This is a genomic window from Microcoleus sp. PH2017_12_PCY_D_A, from assembly GCF_020738565.1.
GTDB lineage: Bacteria > Cyanobacteriota > Cyanobacteriia > Cyanobacteriales > Microcoleaceae > Microcoleus.
Window position 1 is genome coordinate 1 of the sequence record NZ_JAEQCI010000013.1, and the last position, 18,794, is coordinate 18,794.

The following is an 18,794-nucleotide window of genomic DNA, read 5'->3' on the forward strand; positions in this document are numbered from 1 at the left end:
CAAGCCTATGGATTTGTTAATTTCGACAATTTTCGAGATCGACTATTAGCTTGCTTTTCTAATTAGCTTTTCTTATCACCGCAAACCCAGAAGACCCGGTATTTTGCTGATGACTGCTCTGAATATAAGTGGTTATTCAAGCAGCTAGTGGAGACGGAACATCAGAGTAAAGTAATTTTTACCAGTCGAGAAAGTTTGGCAGATTTGTCAAATATCGCACTCCGCGAACTGCCTCTTAAAGGACTAGAAAGAGAAGCTGCTGTCAACTTGCTAGAATCTTATCAGCGATGTTTAAACTTGACGGCTTCCTCAGAAGAATTAGCACAATTGGCGGAACGCTATCAAGGACATCCTAAAGCGTTGGAAATAGTGGCAACTTTGATTAAGGATGATAGAAAATTTAACGGAAATGTCTGTAAATTCTTAGGCGATCGCCAGTGGCTATTGATTAATACCCTCGATCGGCTTATTGATGAAGTTTTTATTCGTGTCAGTGCCTTAGAAAGAACTTGCCTGACTCGGATTTCTGTATATCAAACATCGGAATATCCACTCAATACAGCAGGAATTGCAGCGCAGATGCCAGAAGTAAGCGACTATGAGTTAGAAGAGAGCATTATTCAGGGACTCAGACGCAGGCAATTGTTAGATTATGACGATAATATGGAATCTTATCAGATGCACCCGTTAATTCAAGAAAAGGCTTATCGCCTCCTACGCCCTCACCCAAAAAATGTGACTCCAGAATCTAGACTCGCAAATCGGCAAGCCTATGGCTATTTCCTTAGCATTCCCCTAAAACCTCACACTGAATGGCAAGAAACTGAGGATATTAAGCCACTTTTTAGAGCGCATTATCACGCCTGTTGTGCAGAAGATTGGGATGAAGGAGCAGGGGCAATTTTCGGATGCTATAACTTTTTGCGTTTAGGATTTTATTTTCAATTTTTGAAAGCTTTGTATATCAAATTGATACCGACTGACTGGAAAAATGGGAAGCAATTAGTCACCTCTTCAGAAATTCATGCAGATATTCTCCTATGTTTGGGAGTAGCCTGCATTTATCTAGGTGAGTATCAAATTGCTAATGAATATTTATCTCATAGTTTGTCTGTTTCTCGTCAGATTGGATATTGCAAAGGTGAAGCATCATCACTATGCTCTCTTGGCGACCTTTACCTAGAAACAACTAACTGTCAAGTATCTCTGGAATATCTTAAACAAAGCTTACTGGTTGCCCGAAAGATTGAAAATAGATTCATAGAATGTCAAGTAATGATCTATGAAGGAGCTAACCAATATTATTTAGGAAACATTTATCTAGCGATCGAGATTTATCAAAAAGCATTACAAATAGCACGTCAAATCAACTGCCGAGAAAAGCAAGTAAGTTGCCTCAAAGACTTAGGGCTTTTTTATAACGATTTAGGTGATTATACATCAGCATTTAACTATATAAATGAATATTTGTCTATTCCTGATTGCTACAAAGGAACTCGCAGTCAAGAGGAATTACAAATATATTTAGCCAATATATATTTCAATAAAGGTGAGGAATCGACAGCTAAAACAATTGCTAAAAAAGCTCTAGAAATCGAGGCAAAATTGGGAAAAAAATCTGGTACTGATGCTTTTATATCTTTGGGAATTAACTACAATTTTTTTGAAACATATCAAGAAAGTATTAAATACTTTCATAAAAGATTAGAAAGAAGTCAGAAAATTGGCACTAGATTTGATGAGGCATGGGCTTTATATCAATTAGGAATAATTCATCAAAAATTAGGAAATCCCAATTCATCTTTAGAGTATTTTTACAAAAGCTTTAGTATATTTCAGGAAATTGGTACCCGTGCTTATGAAGCTAAGGCATTATTAGCCTTAGCACAAATTAGCCATATTATCAATACTATACCTCAAGAAACTATTCAAGATTACTGCGATCGCGCAGAGCAAATTTGTATCGAGCTCAACCTTCCCTTACTAGCAGAAGTACAGAAATTTAAAACCAATCCTGCATCAATCGACAATGAACATAGTTAAGTTTATTGATACCATCTTATTTAAGGTGGCGGTACAGGGTCAATCAGATTTTGAGCTAATTCGACAAATTGTTCGGCACAGTTAATTTGTTCCGCAGCTTGTTCGACAGTAACAGTATCAATTCCCCCGTAATCTCCACTATGAGAGCAAATCTTGAGCATCAATCAAAAATCTGTGAAACTCAGCAGGGACTCTTCCTGTGCGGGCAAATTCTCTACCGAAAGCTCCAATTACTGCGGAGTGCTTAGAAAAAGATATTCCTTCACCATCCAAGAATGCTTCAGCAATATAAAACATAGCATAATAAGCGCGAGCAGCGGCATAGCCGGGAAAGCCATTATCTAGCAATAATTTTGCCGCACAGATGCTTTCGCGAGATTTCGGGATTAATTCTAATTGTTCGGGTTTCATAAAGCTATTCCCTCTTTACGAATGTTCCTCAATAAAGGCCCGTTGTAGTTCGCAAACCGATGCTCGTCCATAAACAAACAACTAAGCACTTCATCATTTTGGAGAGACAAGTCAGCCCGAATATAGCTGGTTCTTTTGATTTCTTCGCCGGAATTGACTTGTCCTTTGAGCACTACCAAAATATCAATATCAGAGTCGGGTTCTGCGTCGCCCCGCGCTTGGGAAACGTAGAGTACCATTTGGGTTAGCCGATCGCCATACAGGAGCTCAAATTGATCTCGCAACTGAGTTAAAATAGTCTGGAGCTTATTATTGACGTTCATATTGGTTGTCGTGGATGCTGGAATGGCGATGGGGCTTGTCAATCTACGTACATAGTATCGTTTAAATGCACAAAGATGGATCCCCCCTAACCCCCCTTAAGAAGGGGGGGACAGGAGCGTTATCAAAGTCCTGCTGTTTAAGGATGGATAGGAGCGTTATCAAAGTCCTGCTATTTAAGGAGAGAAAGGAGTGTTCTCAAAGTCCCCCTTCTTAAGGGGGATTTAGGGGGATCTAGACTGAACTTTAAGCGATATTTCTAGCGGTGAGAAACATCCCAACATTCCCGCGCAATCTCCCAATCTTCCTGAGTATGAATCACCAAAACCCGCACTGTAGAATCAACCGCCGCAATATCAGCATCAACCGGCCAATTCAAATTCTTCTCCCCATCCAACCTTAACCCAATAAATCCAAAAGCTTCGCAAGCAGCAGCCCTGACAACAGCCGAATTTTCCCCAACACCCGCCGTAAAAATCAAAGCATCCAACCCGCCCAAACTCGCCAACATCGCCCCGATACCGGCCCGCAAACGGTGCACGTAAATATCGAAAGCAAGTTGAGCCCGAGAATTGCCATTTACGATCGCCTCCGCAACCAGCCGCATATCGCTAGAAACCCCAGAAATCCCCTTCAAACCAGAATTCCGATTCAGAATATTATCGAGTTCCTCAGCAGTAAAGTGCGCTCGCCTTAACAGATGAATTATGATACCAGGATCGATCGCACCCGATCGACTCCCCATCATCAAACCATCCAAAGGAGTAAAACCCATAGTAGTGTCAACACTCCGGCCACCGCGAACCGCCGCCAGAGAGCATCCGTTGCCCAAATGACAGCTAATCAGGCGCAAATCTGCCAAATCGCGGTTCAGAATTTGAGCCGCCCTGCGAGCGCAATATTGATGGCTAATGCCGTGGAAACCGTAGCGGCGAATCCCCTCTTGCACCCATTCGTAGGGGCCCGGATAGACAAACGCAGCGGGCGGCAAATTCGAGTGAAAAGCTGTATCAAAAACTGCGACTTGCGGCACATTTCCCAGTATTTTTTCAATGGCTTCGATACCTTCCAAGTTAACCGGATTGTGGACGGGAGCAAACTCAGATAAACGGGCAATTTCCTGTTTGACTTCCGGCGAAATCAGCGTGCTTTGCTGATAGTTTTCCCCGCCGTGAACCACGCGATGACCGACAATATCAATCTCGTTTAAACTGTTAATAACTTGAGTTTCACCCTGCCACAGAGTCTCTAGCATTCGAGCGATCGCCCCAGCGCGATAATCCGAGGCAATTTCTTGCTCAAACCTATGACCAGCAGCAGTTGTGACTTGCAACTCCCCCGCACCTTCGCGGTGAGTCCAGTCTATTTTTGCTTCCCAGAGAGGTTCTGGCGGGCGATCGGGAAGCGTGTCATTTAGTTCGTAAAAGCAGCTTTTTTGACTGCTAGAACCTGCATTTAAAACTAAGATTTTCATGATAATCGGTAATAGATAAAAATGTAGGGTGTGCACTGCACACATTCCTAATCGGTTGTGCTGATAGACGCTTCGGGTGCGCAGTGCACACCTTACCCGAAATCTAAGATTAAGAAACTTATCAAAATGTTAAGTATTAATGCAATATGTAGCCAAGCGTTGCAGTAGTTTGATATACCTTCATCATCAGATTTTCATTCATTAAAGTTTAAGGAGCCGATCGCCATGTTGACAACTATTTTATTAACCGTTGCGCCCAGAACCGTAGAATGGAGCCCCACCATTGGGCTGATTATGGTTGTGTGCAATATTCTAGCCATTGCTTTCGGCAAATTAACAATCCAGCATCAGAGCACAGGTGGGGCAATGCCTTCAGCGAATATGTTCGGCGGTTTTGGTTTGGGTGCAGTCTTGGGAACCACCTGCTTTGGTCATATTTTGGGCGCAGGTACGATTTTAGGATTGTCTTACATTGGCGCGATTTAGAATCTAGGTGGGGACTGCACACCTTTTCTAAGTACCGGGTAAATTGCGGAGGTTTTCATCCAAGTGCGATCGATCGCCCAAAACCTCCAGCATAGGCCCGCGCACATCAAACTTGACAATACTAATAGAAGCTGCTAAAGCGGCAATGCGATTGCGATAACTTCCCAAATCAATCCCCAACAAACTGCACAGAATAATCCGAATAGTCGCCTTGTGGGAAACCACCAAAACATTACCATTCTTGTACTTTTCCTGAATTTCTGCGATCACTAAGGACGATCGGCTAGCAATTTGCACAGAAGTTTCCCCCTCAGTCGGTGCATTCCAAGCCGGTTCCGTCAACCAATTAATGTAATCTTGGGCATATTTTTCGCGAACAGATTCAACCGTTTCGCCTTCCCACTTGCCGTACTTAATTTCTTTCAATCCGTCGCGGAGTTGCATTTCAATTCCCACAACATCGCACAAAGGTGTTGCAGTTGCGATCGTGCGCTTCATCGGACTGACATAAACAGCATCCCAAGGCAATTTTGCGTAATTTGTGGCAAACTGTTCGGCCATCATAGAACCTTCGGCTGTCAATTCTGGGTCGAGGTCGCCGCAGAAACCGCCACTTTTGCTGTAAACTGTTTCACCGTGGCGTAGAAAGTAGATTTTTAAGCTCATAAATTCCTAGGTTTGTTCTTCAGTCCGCGCAGGCGGACTTCGTTCGTGTAGTAGCGGTTTCAACCGCCGATTATTTCAACCGCCGATTTCATTTGTTTTCTCATTTTAACAAAAAAGCCTAAAAAAATCTTTCAAATCATCGAGGGCAGAATTATCCCAATCCCAAATATCTTTTTTGTGTTCCATAACATAATCAAACTCAGACATACTGCATTTACTTCCAGCTCGTTTTTGTTCCTGCTTTGAGCAAGTATCAAATCTAATATAGTTGCTAATCCAGAATTTATCAAACTCTTTCTGGTTGATTTTCTTTCCCTGACTTTCAAGGCAAGTTTTCCAGCTATTCAAACAATCAGCATAGGTCGAATCTTTAGCCTTGATTGCCTTTAAAAGCGTTTCCAGTTCACCTTTACCTCCAACATTTGTAAAGTAACAAGCCAATTTTGCATTTGTTCCATGATCTGTTGTACAAATATCGATAAATTGTTTAGTGCTTGACAAGCTTTCAGCTTCAAACACTTGTTGTATACATCTATCTACAAATTTTAGCCGTTCTTGCTCTGAATCGTTATCAATATCGATAATAATTCCTATTTTTTCTATATCTTTTTTTTGCAGATCGGCTTCTAAATCTTTTAAAGTATTGATTAACTTTTTTTCGCTCAAGCCTTCCAAACTTTCATAATCATCTATATAAATAGGTGGTTCTACCTGGATATCGCAGTTGATAAAATCAACCACTGCTTTCATAAAAATTGCATCATTTTTACTTTCTACTATGACAATATTACTCACCTCTCACTCCTTTTTGATGCTCTAGTGCGTAATTCAATGTTTCCAAATCGCGTCGGATACCGATTATTTGATTTGTTTTGGGTTTCTTTGCTAGTTCAAAATATGCGCTGCTACATTCCTGATTTGGTTCCAAACCAACATCAGCAAATGCTTGCAGCATCTCTAAACTGTGAGTTGTCGCAAAAATCTGGGTATCCAGTTCAACCGCTAACCGAAATAACACTCTCCAAAACTCCCGCTGATTTGTATAGTGAATGCCGTTTTCTATTTCATCGATCAGCAAGATTTTATGCTCACTGTTTACTAATTTCAAGATAATGTCTGCAACTCTGTTCATTGCATCTCCAAACAATGATAGAGGCAAACGCTTTTCGCCTTTTCTTCTCAAGTAAAGTGTGGGTTCTCCTATTGAAAAACTCTCTACCGATTCGATCGCCGGATCGATAACTTGAAAAGCTTTCAAAACTTGGTTGTCTTTTTCAGCCAAACGCGCGCGATCGAATTCTTGCATAAGATATGTTCCCGAAGACCTCATACAGGATGGAATAAAAGGCGGTTCGGTAGCACGATGACGACCTTGACCTATGAATTTTTTTGAACTAGCTATTACAGCGGAATCAATAGTTTCTCGATCCTCTCGAATAAACTTAATATTTAGAACCAATAAATCATCTTGATACTTTAAAAATGACTCTCTTAATCTTTCTACATTTCGAGCTGAAAAAATATTGTTCACATCTCCAGATTCATCTATCCAAATTTCTATTTTATGTACGACGTTAGTCTTATCTTTTCCATGAATTACTATAACAGCCTCTTTGTTGAGAGAATAAAAGAAGTTGGCCCATCCCCTCTTGTATTTTGATTCTATTGATTCTGTGGATTCTATTGGTTCTAACCATTCTGATGATTCTGACGATTCTGATGATTCCATTCTCAGGGTTTTTAACGCGAATATACTGCTACCGTCGGGATCGTTAAAAAGCAAAAGTGCTTCTAGCAAGGCTGTCTTGCCAGCATTGTTTTTTCCGCCGATTAAATTGACTCTTTCAAACCCAGAAATTTTGATGTGTTCAAAGCACCGAAAATTTTGGATTTCTATTTCTTTGAGCATTACCGCCTCTTGTGAATGGACAAATCCTAGATCATGGTTGATTTATGCTAAGATCACCTACATATTATGTTGTTTTAATTATATACTAGAGGATCGCGCGCTAGCCTCATTAACGCAGATGGCACAAGCATGAAGATATCGATAGACCCGCAAGTCCGCCGGGGGTTGAAAACCCCCGTCTCATAGCGAAAGTCCTCTGCAAGAGGACTGAAAAGCCAATTAAATAAACCACTTAATCCTCAATTGTAAACCTCCAACCTCTAATTTTAAATCAATCATTCCCAATCTCAAATCTCAAATCTCAAATTGCCAGTCGGTTTCAACCGACTTTCGCTATGAGACAGGGGTTTTCAACCCCTGGCGGACTCGGGAACAAACGACAAATAAACGAGTACCTAAAAAAGAGGACAGGTTTGTAGTGAGGACTTTAGTCCGCATCAATCAGGTTTGTAGTGAGGACTTTAGTCCGCATCAATCTAGCTTAAGAAGGACTAAAGTCCTGACTGCGAACCTATTATCCAGGTGCGCCCGATCGCACTCCCTGTTCACCAACCTCCGGATTTTTCGTTTCCTGCGGCGCATCCGACGCAACCGCGCCCGCGTGAGGCCACTTCCAATCGCGGATTTCCGGCATATCATCGCCGTGTTTGGTAATGTAATGCTTGTGATCGATCAGCTTGTCCCGCATAGCTTGTTTACCGTAAGCTGCTACAGAGCTCAGTTTCGGGACGCGATCGAGTACATCGCCAACTAAATGGAAGCGATCGAGATCGTTCATCACCACCATATCAAACGGCGTCGTAGTCGTCCCCTCTTCCTTATAACCCCGAACGTGAATGTTCGAGTGATTAGTCCGGCGGTAAGTCAAGCGGTGAATCAGCCAAGGATAGCCGTGAAAAGCAAAAATCACAGGCTTATCTTTCGTAAACAAAGCATCAAAATCCTTGTCAGACAAACCGTGAGGATGTTCCGTCGAAGGCTGAAGCGTCATCAAATCCACCACATTCACCACCCGCACTTTTAACTCAGGATAATCTCGGCGCAGAATGTCAACAGCAGCCAAAGTTTCCAGAGTCGGAACATCACCCGCGCAAGCCATCACCACATCCGGTTCGCCGCCTCGATCGTTGCTAGCCCACTCCCAAATGCCGAGGCCAGCAGTACAGTGTTTGATCGCAGCATCCATATCCAAATACTGCAAAGCCGGCTGCTTCCCTGCAATAATCACATTCACGTAGTGGCGGCTGCGGAGACAGTGATCCGTTACTGACAGCAAAGTGTTCGCATCCGGTGGCAGATAAATCCGTACCACCTCCGATTTCTTGTTAATTACGTGGTCGATAAAACCCGGATCTTGGTGAGAAAAACCGTTATGATCTTGCCGCCAAACGTGAGATGTTAGTAAATAGTTGAGAGATGCGATCGGTCTGCGCCAAGGAATATCGCGAGTAGTTTTCAACCATTTAGCGTGTTGGTTGAACATCGAATCGATGATGTGAATAAACGCCTCGTAGCAAGAGAAAAATCCGTGCCTTCCTGTTAGCAAATAACCTTCCAACCATCCCTGACAAAGGTGTTCGCTGAGGACTTCCATCACGCGGCCGTCAGGGGAGATATAGTCATCTTCCGGTAAAGTTTCGGCCGCCCACACCCGGTTCGTCACTTCAAACACCGGATCGAGGCGGTTGGAAGCCGTCTCGTCGGGCCCGATAACTCGGAAATTGGCATTTTCCTGATTGAGTTTCATCACATCCCGCAGGAATCGCCCAGCCACGCGAGTTGCTTCGCCCATGACAGTGCCGGGTTTTTGCACATCTACGGCGTAGTCGGCAAATTCCGGCATTTTCAAGTCGCGCAGCAGTAGACCGCCGTTAGCGTGCGGATTTGCCCCCATCCGCCGATCGCCCTTCGGTGCAAGTTCCGCCAATTCTGCAATCAATTTACCCTTGTCGTCGAAAAGTTCTTCCGGCTTGTAGCTTTTCATCCAATCTTCTAGGAGTTGGACGTGTCCAGGCTTAGAAGCCATTTCTGCTAGCGGGACTTGGTGCGATCGCCACGAACCCTCAGTTTGCTTACCGTCAACCTCCTTCGGCCCAGTCCAGCCTTTCGGAGTTTTCATCACAATCATCGGCCACTGCGGGCGATCGGCATAACCATCAGTCCGGGCTTTTTCCTGAATCGCCTTAATTTCGCCAATAACAGTATCGAGAGTAGCAGCCATCAACTGGTGCATCGTTTCCGGGTCTGAACCCTCCACCCAATAAGGCTTGTAGCCGTAACCCACCATCAAACTTTCCAATTCCTCGCGCGGGATGCGCGCCAACAGCGTTGGATTCGCAATTTTGTAGCCGTTCAGGTGCAAAATCGGCAACACGGCCCCGTCCCGAACCGGGTTGAGAAACTTGTTAGAATGCCAGCTAGCAGCCAGCGGGCCGGTTTCCGCTTCCCCGTCGCCGACAACAGCCGCCACAATCAAATCGGGATTGTCGAAGGCCGCGCCGTAAGCGTGGACGAGGGCATAGCCGAGTTCGCCGCCTTCGTGAATCGAACCGGGAGTTTCCGGGGCGACGTGGCTGGGGATACCGCCAGGAAACGAGAACTGTTTGAACAGCCGTTGTATCCCTTCTTCATCTTGGGAAATGTTCGAGTAATATTCGGTATAAGTGCCTTCGAGATAGGTGTTGGCCACCAAGCCCGGCCCGCCGTGTCCGGGGCCTGCGATGTAGATGGCGTTTAAGTCTTGGGATTTGATGACTCGGTTGAGGTGAACGTAGATGAAGTTGAGGCCTGGAGTGGTGCCCCAATGTCCGAGGAGTCTGGGTTTGACGTGTTCGAGTTTGAGGGGTTCTTTGAGTAGCGGGTTGTCGAGGAGGTAGATTTGTCCGACGGATAGGTAGTTTGCCGCCCGCCAGTAGGCGTTCATGAGGTGCATTTCTGAGTCGGAAAGCGGCTTTAATTGTGGGATCTCGGTGGTTCCTAGCATCATCAGCTATTGACTCCTGAGTTGTGGTTGTTTGGTTAAAGTTTGTTGGAAAGTGCGATCGGGATTAATTTGTTATTTCTGACATTTGGTATTTAAACTCCCTGTCTTTCACATAAACAATTGAATTTTAGCTCGTTTTTGTCTAAATCAAAGTTTAAATTAAGGTTAATTTCTGCCCGAACATCACTCAATTTTGACGCTATAAAAGCGACAAATTGCCAGGGTTCAAGGAATTCGGCAATAGAAAAGAGGAATTCTAACTTTAGGGTGCGTACTGCGCGTCTTCTTTGCACGTGCTGCGCCTCGTTGGATGTGTTCTGCAAGTCCCGAAAAAGATACTTCTAAAGGTAGATGTCATAATGATTTAGAATAGATATTGACAATAAATGTAAAAATTTATTGAGGGCGATCGGACAGGCTCAATTCATCTTCCACATTCATAAATCAACTAAGCTCTATGACAATCGCAGAATTAGAAGCGCAACTTCTAGCTTTAACGCCAGCAGAGAAAGCTCAAATTATCCAATTATTAACCCAAAACTTAGCTAACACCTGGCAAGGAATTAGCAAAACTCCCGGTGTCTGCGGCGGTGATGCTTGTATCAGAAATACTCGAATTCCTGTTTGGGTACTGGTAAGTTTTCGCCGCTTGGGTATGAACGAATCCCAACTCTTAGATAACTATCCCACACTAACTGCTACTGATTTAGCAAATGCCTGGGCTTATGCGGCTGCTTTTCTCGATGAAATCGAAATAGCTATCCGCGAGAATGGCGAGGCAGACGAAATTTTAGAGACCTGAAAATATCAATTAGTAAAATATGGCATAATATAAGTATTCGTTTCATAGCCTGCCACCTATGACCGCCCAAATCACCCTGAATTTGCCAGATGAAGTCTATCACCAAGCAGAATTACTAGCGCAGCAATGCCACCGCAGCGTCAGTGAAATTCTAGTAGAAACTATAGAGATTTTTCTATTGCCAACCGCTAAATCATTATCAGCATTATCTGATTCAGAAGTAATCGCTCAGACTCAACTCCGGCTGCAACCAGTCCAAGAACAACGATTGAATGAATTGCTATACCGCCAACAATCCGGTACAATTATTCTAGTAGAACGCGAGGAATTGCAGGGATTAATCCACCTTTATGAAACTCGACTATTGCGGCAAGCTCAAGCGTTAAATGAAGCTGTGCAACGTGGTTTGCTAGAACCATTAAAAGGATAACCACAATGGCAATTTCCGAACAAGTTCGAGCCAGAGTTCGCGCACAAGCTCAAAGTTGAATGAATATTAACCTGCTTTTGCGAAAGAACGAACGGTTAAGATTTCATCAGGACCCAGAACTTCTACAGTAGAGATTGGGACGGCTATGACTGCAAGAGACTCACCAACAGCATTAAATACTTCTAACAAACAGCCCTCTTCACCACCACTAGGATGAGAAACAAAATCAACCAATGTTGCAATATCTCCTGCTTTGAGTTGATATTCTGGTAAGTCACGGGTTAAAGAAACTTCCTGATATAGCTCTAGGGTCATGTTAATTCTCCTTAAGAGGTTTGAGGGTCACGAACTGAAATTTTCCATCAATCCGTCGTTGTAGCCAAATTGTAACAACAAATAGGTTTGTGCCATTTGTACCAACGAGTTCTCCTACAACTTGATAAAAGACTCCATACTCGTTGTTCCTGTCTTCAACAGCCTCACCTACTCCCACAACAGACTGGATGGCTGCTCTGAGTGCTTCTGGGTTTGCTGAGGTAAATCCAGCCCGTGCCAAGAATTTTGACTTATCATTTCTGGCTTTGGGCACAAGTAGGTAGCCGGTTATCTTGTCGTCTGGGATGAGCGCATCTTCTGGAATCTTCACCCTGAAACCTCTCCATCCTTTTTATCTTGATTGTGCCATACAGAAGCCCAAGAGTTTCTATAGTTCTGGATTGCCGCAGTTTTTTCGTGAAAGCCGATCGCGCATATCGTCTTTTTGGCGGCCCAGGAGATTTTAGACCAGCGCGAGGTCAGGGATAGGGTGGGTTTGTGCGATCGATCTAACGGCGACTGAAATTTGTGATAAACTTTCAAATCCAATCTAAAATCTAGATTGTGCTTTTCGACTATCAACCGAGCAGTAAACAAGCCTTATGACTTCACAAGTACAACTTGAACAGCTAAAGCCGGAGCTCGTTTGGCGATCGCATGATGGACTGTCTCACCTTTATCACGGCGATACTTTGGAACTCATGGCTTTGCTGCCTGCTGAAAGCGTAGACTGCATCTGGACCGATCCGCCCTACAACCTATCCAATGATGGTATTACCTGCGTGGCTGGTCGTATGGTCAAGGTAAACAAGGGGGAATGGGATCGCAGTCAAGGCGTTGAACTAGACCATGAATTTAATAAAGCATGGTTGGCTGCTTGTTATCGACTTCTTAAACCAACTGGTACCATCTGGGTAACAGGTACTCTCCATGTGTATCCATCAGTCGGATTTGCTATGCAGCAGCTTGGCTTTCGTATTCTCAATGACATTATTTGGGAAAAACCTGCTCCACCTCCAAATCTGGGGTGCCGCTGTTTCACTCATTCAACAGAACTAATCCTGTGGGCAACGAAAGCACGTAAAGGAAAAGAACGTTACACATTCAATTATGAGGAAATGAAGGCTGAGAATGACGACAAACAGATGAAGAATGTCTGGCGAATGTCTACTCCTGGCAAAGATGAAAAACTTTATGGTAAGCATCCGACACAAAAACCTGTTGACCTTGTTGCGCGTTGCCTTAGAGCAACCACAAACCCAGACGATCTAGTTTTTGATCCTTTTTCGGGTTCCTCCACAACTGGAGTTGCAGCTTTATCATTAGGGCGGAAATTTATTGGTTGTGAAGCAGATGCAGGTCATGTTGAACTCTCGATTAAACGTTTAAGTAATCTTGCTCAAGTGGAGTTACCACTAGCATTGAAGTAAGGTCATCTATGGAAAGATTAGAGGCAATTACAAGACTCACTACATTGGTAGGTCAAGATCTTCGACAACTAGCAGATCATCACCGTATAACGGTTTGGAGTAAAGAAGGTAATAAAAACAAGGGTTGGGCTGGGCATACAATTGAACGCTACTTGGGATTAGCCCTTAACTCATCTCGATCGCCTAATTTTGGCAGTTGGGAGCTAAAGCTGGTTCCACTAATACCTAAACGAACAGGAGAACTCAAAGTCAAAGAAACGATGGCAATCACGATGATAGATCCAGTAGAGGTCGAAAGCAAAGAATTTGAGGAAAGCCATCTCTTCAACAAACTACAGAAAATGGTTGTTGTTGCACGGGTATTTGAGAGCCAAGAAGATAATCGTTCTCTTGTGCATTCAGTTGCTTCCTTCGATCTTGATAATCCTCAAATCTACGAGCAAGTGAAAGCAGACTACAACCTTGTTCGAGAAACGATTATAACTCAAGGATTTTCAAGCCTTACTGGAAAAATGGGCAAACTTGTGCAGCCAAGAACTAAAGGGCCAGGGCATGGCAGCACTTCTCGGGCTTTCTACGCTCGAACTAAGTTTGTCGCACATATTTTAGGAGAGGGGTATTCTATTCCGCTGCCTGTCAAGCCTTGACATATTTCTGATTTGCACTGCTAATTAATTAAATTTGTGCAGTATTTTACCAACAAAAAAACCGGGCCGGCACGGGGGCACTGCCCCTACACCGTCCGGGTTTCTCGATGAGTGAAAACTACACTAAACTCAAGTTGTCTTCTTCTTAGTCGCCGTCGCAGTCGCCGCCTTCTTAGCAGTAGTTTTCTTCGCCACAGTCGTCTTCTTAGCAGTCGTTTTCTTCGCCGCAGTCTTCTCAGTTGCAGTTTCCGACTTCGCCGCCGCAGTCTTAGTTGACTTCTTCGACTTGCTAGATTTACCGCCTCCCGCCGCTTCCTTCGCTGCTAACAAATCCAGCGCTTTTTGCAAGGTGAAATTCTCCACAGATTCATCCTTAGCCAAAGAAGCATTGATATCGCCGTGTTTCACGTAGGGGCCATAGCGGCCGTCGTAAACATTGAGCATTTCTCCCGATTCTGGATGCGCGCCCAATTCCTTTAAAGGTGTCGCTGATTTGCTTCCCCGGACGGCTTTTGGCTGCGATAATAACTCTAAAGCCCGATCGAGCGTAATCGTCAAAACATCATCCGGCGGCTTGATCGATCGATAATCCTTACCAACCTTACCCTGGTCGTGCACCACATAAGGGCCGTACATCCCCAAATTAGCCTGCACCTTAGCCCCCGTCTCCGGGTGAGTGCCCAACAACCGAGGTAAAGTCAACAAACTCACCGCCATATCCAGCGTCACGCTATCCTTATCCGTCCCCTTCGGTAAAGAAGAACGCTTCGGTTTCTTGTTCGTTTCCGAAACATCCCCCAACTGAACGTAGGGGCCGTAATTGCCAATCAGCACATAAATCGGTTCCCCAGTCTCCGGGTGCAAACCCAATTTTTCCGGGCCTTCCGTCTTTTGCTTTAACAGAAACTCGACTTTTTCCGGGTCTAAATCTGCCGGAGTCAAATCCTGGGGAATCGACGCTTTCACCTGGCCTTCTTCGCTTTCAGATTCGAGGTAAGCGCCGTATTTACCGATGCAAACTTTTGCCGTGATATTCTCCAATACCACAGTTCGAGCAACTTTCGCGTCGATTTGATTTTCCTGTTCCTTAACTTGAGTTGCGAGTCCCGTTTCCCCGATATAAAACTTTTGCAAATACGGCAACCATTTCGCCTCGCCCGTGGCAATTTCATCCAGGGTTTGTTCCATGCGGGAAGTAAAACCCGTGTCTACTAAGTCGGGGAAATGTGTTTCCAATAAAGTGGTGACAGCAAAAGCGGTGAAGGTCGGAATTAGCGCGTTAGCTATTAATTTCGCGTATCCCCGATCGACAATTGTACCGATAATACTCGCATAGGTACTCGGACGGCCCACGCCTTCGCTTTCCAGCATCTTCACCAGAGAAGCCTCCGTGTAGCGGGCTGGAGGTTGAGTTTCGTGCCCCACAGCCTCCAAATCCTTCCAATTAGGCTTATCCCCCACCTTCAGCGCCGGCAAAATCACCTCTTGGTCTTCCAGCGCCGCATTCGGGTCGTCGGAACCTTCCACATAAGCGCGCAAAAAGCCCGGAAAATCAATGCGTTTCCCGCTGGAACGGAAACCGGCATCTTCCACCTGAGTTATTACCGTGACGTGAGTTTGTCGCGAATCCGCCATTTGAGAAGCCACAGTCCGCTTCCAAATCAAATCGTAAAGGCGGAAATCAATCCCATCCAATCCCGTTTGCTGCGGCGTCCGAAAAGTGCTGCCGGCCGGGCGGATAGCTTCGTGGGCTTCCTGGGCGCCTTTGCTTTTCGTCGTGTATTTGCGCGGTTGGGGGCTGAGGTATTCGCTACCGTAAAGTTCTTGCACGCAACTGCGGGCCGCCGTAATCGCCTGTTCGGATAAATGCACCGAATCCGTCCGCATATAGGTGATAAAACCGCGTTCGTACAAACTTTGGGCAATTCGCATGGTTTCCCGCGCACCCAGTCTCAGCTTGCGGTTAGCCTCCTGCTGTAAAGTCGAGGTCGTAAACGGCGGCGAGGGTTTGCGGGTAACTGGCCGTTCTTCGATATTACCAACAGTCCAGGGTTTGTTTTGAATGCGATCGAGTAAAGCCCGCGCCTGTTCTTCATTCAGCAAAAGTACGCGGCGGCCTGCGGTAATTTGTCCGGTATTTTCATCGAAATCGCTACCGTTGGCAACTTTTACATTCCCGACTGTCACCAGTTTTGCCTCAAATGCACCCGCCTGTCCTTTGGCGGGAGGTTTGGGGGGGGTCAAAGTTGCTTTCAAATCCCAGTAGCTACCTTGGCGAAAAGCGCGGCGTTCCCGTTCCCGGCGTACCAACAGGCGTACTGCGACTGACTGGACTCGCCCTGCGGACAAACCCCAGGCGATTTTCTTCCACAGTAGCGGAGAGAGTGTGTATCCGACGAGCCGATCGAGAATTCGGCGAGTTTCCTGGGCTTGTACTACTCGATTGTCGATATCGCGGCAGTGAGTCAAAGCGTCGCGGATAGCTTCGCGGGTGATTTCGTGAAACACCATCCGCTTGATGGGAACTTTCGGTTTGAGGATTTGCAGCAAATGCCAGGAAATGCTTTCGCCTTCGCGGTCTTCGTCAGTTGCTAGAATCAGTTCTGTAGCTTCTTTTAGCGCGTCTTTGAGTTCTTTAACAATTTTCTTTTTATCTTTGGGGACAACATAGAGGGGTTCAAAGTCTGCCTCCACGTTGACGCCGAGTTGCGCCCATTTTTCTCCTTTAACCGCTTCTGGTATTTCTTCGGCGGAGGATGGAAGGTCTCGGACGTGGCCCATAGATGCCTCTACCCGGTACGTAGAGGGCAGGAAGTTACGAATGGTACGGGCTTTGGTGGGAGATTCGACGATAACTAAAGTTGACATGGCATCTTTTTATATATGGATGGCGGCGCAGTTAGAGTGTCTAATTTACAGAGTGTAGGTCGGATGTCAAGGCTTATGGGAATTTTCGGCGATTATTTCAAACTACCTTAATTTTTAAGTTACTGCCGATCGGGTTGCAGGTCACAAGCTGATGGGATTTTACTGCTTTTGGGGCAAAGACCAGGAACCCTTGTCTCTGCAAGATGCACGGAATGTCTCTCACCTGACTCTAGCAGAATTGGCGGTAACTGGATGCTGAGACTGCTGGATGCGGGCGGATGGTTCCTCAATTTTAGATTTTAGATTTTAGATTTTAGATTTTAGGTTTGAGATTGGGAAAGATTTGATGGTTTCCCCGCAAAAAAGACTTGAAATGCGATCGACCATTTGTCAAATAGTCGATCGCGCTCACCGGCTAACATCAGATATTGTGGGACTAATTTTTGATACCATTTTGGGAGCGCGTTATTATAAACACGAGGCTGGAATTGCGTCAATCTTCGATTAATAGTATTGGTAGGGTGCGTCGCCACCGACTATCCTCAAACAAAGAGCGACCATCCAGCGACGCACCAAGCGACAATATTTGACGACACAAACCCAACATTTGTATCTTGTCCCGCAGCACCTATAAAATAATAGATGCGGAAACTATCTAAACAGAGGTTGATGTATGGAATTGCACCCGATTATAACTGAAACAGATTATCACGAAGCCCTGGGAGCAATTGAATCACTGTTTGATGCAGCGCCCAATACCCAGGAATGCGATCGATTAGATATCCTCAGTACCTTAGTGGAAGCCTATGAGAAGGCAAACTTCCCCATTGAAATACCCGATCCGATCGCAGCAATTCAATATTATATGGATACCCGCGGATGGTCTCGTCATGATTTGGATGTATGTCTTGGCAGTCAAGCTAGAGTGTCTGAATTGCTATCTCGCAAACGTTCCCTAACCTTGGAGATGATTCGGAAGCTGCATCAAGAACTCGGGGTTCCGGCTGAAATTTTGATCCAGCCATATCAATCGGTACAAACGTCTGCTTAATTATGCCCCCGCACACCAAATAGCTTTAAAAATATGACATTTGAATTCGACCATATCTTCATCTTAACTGATATTGGTGCCCCGGAAGCCGATCGCCTTTCATCCCTCGGTTTAGCCGAGGGTCGCTCTAGAATTCATCACGGACAAGGTACCACCAATCGCTGTTTCTTTTTCCATAACGCGATGTTGGAACTGTTGTGGGTGCGCGATTCAGAAGAGGCGCAATCTGAGCCAATTTATCGGACTCGTCTGTGGGAGCGATCGACAAATCGGAACAATGACGCCTGTCCCTTTGGCATCTGTTTGCGTCCAGCCAGAGGTTCTGAGCACACAGTAGCATTTTCTACTTGGGCCTATCATCCACCTTATTTACCTGAAACGATGAGTATTGCGGTGGCCACAAATAGTGATGTCTTAACTGAACCGATGCTGTTCCAAACTCTCTTTGGTAAGCGTCCAGATCGAGACCCTGCTGAGAGGTTACAGCCTTTGAATCATCACATTGGCTTCCGCGAAATCACTCGTGTAGAATTAATCAGTCCTGCTGCGAATAATCCATCACCAGAACTTCAATCAGTAATTGATACAAATCAGGTCAATTTACGACTCGGAACCGAGTATTTTGTGGAGCTTGGTTTTGATGGAGAAGTCCAGGGAAAACAGGTAGATTTCCGACCTGGATTGCCACTAATAATAAGTTGGTAAAGCGAACAATCAACCTATTATTATACTTTAAATCCTTCGCTCAATTTAGGACTTAGCCACGGGTTGCCAGAAACCGGGTTTTTCCGAAAAATATTCGCTGTAGTCCACAGATGAGGCAAAAAACCCGGTTTCTTTGTCGGGAGTGCATAACTTCTGAAATAAATCCATTTTTCCTAGAAAAATGTTGCAGCGATCGCCCTTTTGACATCCCAATTCATGAGCCCTGTAAGCTGTCGGTATCATGCCCGTCAAC

The 18,794-nt window shown here is 45.0% G+C and carries 21 protein-coding genes; 9 read left to right on the forward strand and 12 right to left on the reverse strand.

What is annotated here, in order from left to right; translation table 11 throughout:
- The first annotated feature begins 297 nt into the window (after window positions 1-297).
- A complete protein-coding gene (locus JGK39_RS02145) occupies window positions 298-2,043 on the forward strand; it encodes a tetratricopeptide repeat protein (protein ID WP_293295600.1) in 1,746 nt (581 codons plus the stop codon).
- Between the two features lie 20 nt (window positions 2,044-2,063).
- Here JGK39_RS02145 and JGK39_RS02150 read toward each other — a convergent pair whose 3' ends face one another.
- The 4 genes from JGK39_RS02150 to JGK39_RS02165 form a co-directional block, all read right to left on the reverse strand.
- Entirely contained in the window at window positions 2,064-2,204 is a 141-nt protein-coding gene (locus JGK39_RS02150; RefSeq protein WP_293295602.1) for a hypothetical protein, read from the reverse strand.
- A complete protein-coding gene (locus JGK39_RS02155; RefSeq protein ID WP_293295604.1) occupies window positions 2,182-2,454 on the reverse strand; it encodes a HEPN domain-containing protein in 273 nt (90 codons plus the stop codon). The genes JGK39_RS02150 and JGK39_RS02155 overlap by 23 nt, the downstream gene beginning before the upstream one ends.
- On the reverse strand, window positions 2,451-2,777 hold the full coding sequence (locus tag JGK39_RS02160; protein ID WP_293295606.1) for a nucleotidyltransferase domain-containing protein: 327 nt from the start codon (window positions 2,775-2,777) through the stop codon (window positions 2,451-2,453). Before JGK39_RS02160 ends, JGK39_RS02155 begins: the two co-directional genes overlap by 4 nt.
- A 257-nt stretch (window positions 2,778-3,034) precedes the next feature.
- Window positions 3,035-4,249 carry an acetate kinase gene (locus JGK39_RS02165; RefSeq protein WP_293295608.1) on the reverse strand — a complete coding sequence of 405 codons (1,215 nt, stop codon included), beginning with the start codon at window positions 4,247-4,249 and terminating at the stop codon, window positions 3,035-3,037.
- A gap of 225 nt (window positions 4,250-4,474) precedes the next feature.
- Here JGK39_RS02165 and psaK point away from each other — a divergent pair, with 225 nt between their 5' ends.
- Window positions 4,475-4,735, forward strand: coding sequence for a photosystem I reaction center subunit PsaK (gene psaK / locus JGK39_RS02170; RefSeq protein ID WP_293245743.1), 261 nt, complete (start codon window positions 4,475-4,477; stop codon window positions 4,733-4,735).
- Window positions 4,736-4,762: 27 nt separating this feature from the next.
- Here the strand turns inward: psaK and JGK39_RS02175 are convergent, their stop codons facing one another.
- The 4 genes from JGK39_RS02175 to JGK39_RS02190 form a co-directional block, all read right to left on the reverse strand.
- Entirely contained in the window at window positions 4,763-5,401 is a 639-nt protein-coding gene (locus JGK39_RS02175; RefSeq protein ID WP_293245741.1) for a histidine phosphatase family protein, read from the reverse strand.
- 105 nt (window positions 5,402-5,506) lie between these two features.
- Window positions 5,507-6,196, reverse strand: coding sequence for a DUF3226 domain-containing protein (locus tag JGK39_RS02180; protein WP_293245739.1), 690 nt, complete (start codon window positions 6,194-6,196; stop codon window positions 5,507-5,509).
- Window positions 6,189-7,310: an ATP-binding protein gene (locus JGK39_RS02185; protein ID WP_293245737.1), complete on the reverse strand. Its 1,122-nt coding sequence runs from the start codon at window positions 7,308-7,310 to the stop codon at window positions 6,189-6,191. The genes JGK39_RS02180 and JGK39_RS02185 overlap by 8 nt, the downstream gene beginning before the upstream one ends.
- A 514-nt stretch (window positions 7,311-7,824) precedes the next feature.
- Window positions 7,825-10,296 carry a phosphoketolase gene (locus JGK39_RS02190; RefSeq protein WP_293245735.1) on the reverse strand — a complete coding sequence of 824 codons (2,472 nt, stop codon included), beginning with the start codon at window positions 10,294-10,296 and terminating at the stop codon, window positions 7,825-7,827.
- 454 nt (window positions 10,297-10,750) lie between these two features.
- On the opposite strand from JGK39_RS02190, the gene JGK39_RS02195 reads away from it, so the two are divergent.
- Window positions 10,751-11,095, forward strand: a complete 345-nt coding sequence (locus tag JGK39_RS02195) for a DUF433 domain-containing protein (RefSeq protein WP_293245733.1) — start codon at window positions 10,751-10,753, stop codon at window positions 11,093-11,095.
- A gap of 58 nt (window positions 11,096-11,153) precedes the next feature.
- Window positions 11,154-11,525 (forward strand): hypothetical protein, encoded by a 372-nt coding sequence (locus JGK39_RS02200; RefSeq protein ID WP_293245731.1) that lies wholly within the window; start codon window positions 11,154-11,156, stop codon window positions 11,523-11,525.
- Window positions 11,526-11,591: 66 nt separating this feature from the next.
- Here JGK39_RS02200 and JGK39_RS02205 read toward each other — a convergent pair whose 3' ends face one another.
- Together JGK39_RS02205 and JGK39_RS02210 are read right to left on the reverse strand one after the other, a co-directional pair.
- Entirely contained in the window at window positions 11,592-11,840 is a 249-nt protein-coding gene (locus JGK39_RS02205; RefSeq protein ID WP_293245729.1) for a DUF4926 domain-containing protein, read from the reverse strand.
- A 1-nt stretch (window position 11,841) separates the two neighbouring features.
- Window positions 11,842-12,171: a DUF6883 domain-containing protein gene (locus JGK39_RS02210; RefSeq protein ID WP_293245727.1), complete on the reverse strand. Its 330-nt coding sequence runs from the start codon at window positions 12,169-12,171 to the stop codon at window positions 11,842-11,844.
- A gap of 271 nt (window positions 12,172-12,442) precedes the next feature.
- On the opposite strand from JGK39_RS02210, the gene JGK39_RS02215 reads away from it, so the two are divergent.
- Complete coding sequence (locus JGK39_RS02215) at window positions 12,443-13,270, forward strand: site-specific DNA-methyltransferase (RefSeq protein ID WP_293245725.1); 828 nt, start codon at window positions 12,443-12,445, stop codon at window positions 13,268-13,270.
- Between the two features lie 8 nt (window positions 13,271-13,278).
- Window positions 13,279-13,917 carry an MvaI/BcnI family restriction endonuclease gene (locus JGK39_RS02220; protein ID WP_293245723.1) on the forward strand — a complete coding sequence of 213 codons (639 nt, stop codon included), beginning with the start codon at window positions 13,279-13,281 and terminating at the stop codon, window positions 13,915-13,917.
- Between the two features lie 129 nt (window positions 13,918-14,046).
- Here the strand turns inward: JGK39_RS02220 and topA are convergent, their stop codons facing one another.
- On the reverse strand, window positions 14,047-16,785 hold the full coding sequence (topA, locus tag JGK39_RS02225) for a type I DNA topoisomerase (RefSeq protein WP_293245721.1): 2,739 nt from the start codon (window positions 16,783-16,785) through the stop codon (window positions 14,047-14,049).
- Window positions 16,786-17,158: 373 nt separating this feature from the next.
- Between topA and JGK39_RS02230 the strand changes: the two genes are divergently transcribed.
- The 3 genes from JGK39_RS02230 (at window position 17,159) to JGK39_RS02240 (ending at window position 18,541) form a co-directional block, all read left to right on the forward strand.
- Window positions 17,159-17,293 (forward strand): hypothetical protein, encoded by a 135-nt coding sequence (locus JGK39_RS02230; RefSeq protein WP_293245719.1) that lies wholly within the window; start codon window positions 17,159-17,161, stop codon window positions 17,291-17,293.
- 165 nt (window positions 17,294-17,458) lie between these two features.
- On the forward strand, window positions 17,459-17,836 hold the full coding sequence (locus JGK39_RS02235) for a transcriptional regulator (RefSeq protein WP_293245717.1): 378 nt from the start codon (window positions 17,459-17,461) through the stop codon (window positions 17,834-17,836).
- A gap of 33 nt (window positions 17,837-17,869) precedes the next feature.
- Complete coding sequence (locus JGK39_RS02240) at window positions 17,870-18,541, forward strand: hypothetical protein (protein WP_293245715.1); 672 nt, start codon at window positions 17,870-17,872, stop codon at window positions 18,539-18,541.
- Between the two features lie 45 nt (window positions 18,542-18,586).
- On the opposite strand, the gene JGK39_RS02245 is transcribed toward JGK39_RS02240, so the two are convergent.
- Complete coding sequence (locus JGK39_RS02245; protein WP_293245713.1) at window positions 18,587-18,784, reverse strand: hypothetical protein; 198 nt, start codon at window positions 18,782-18,784, stop codon at window positions 18,587-18,589.
- Between the last annotated feature and the right edge of the window lie 10 nt (window positions 18,785-18,794).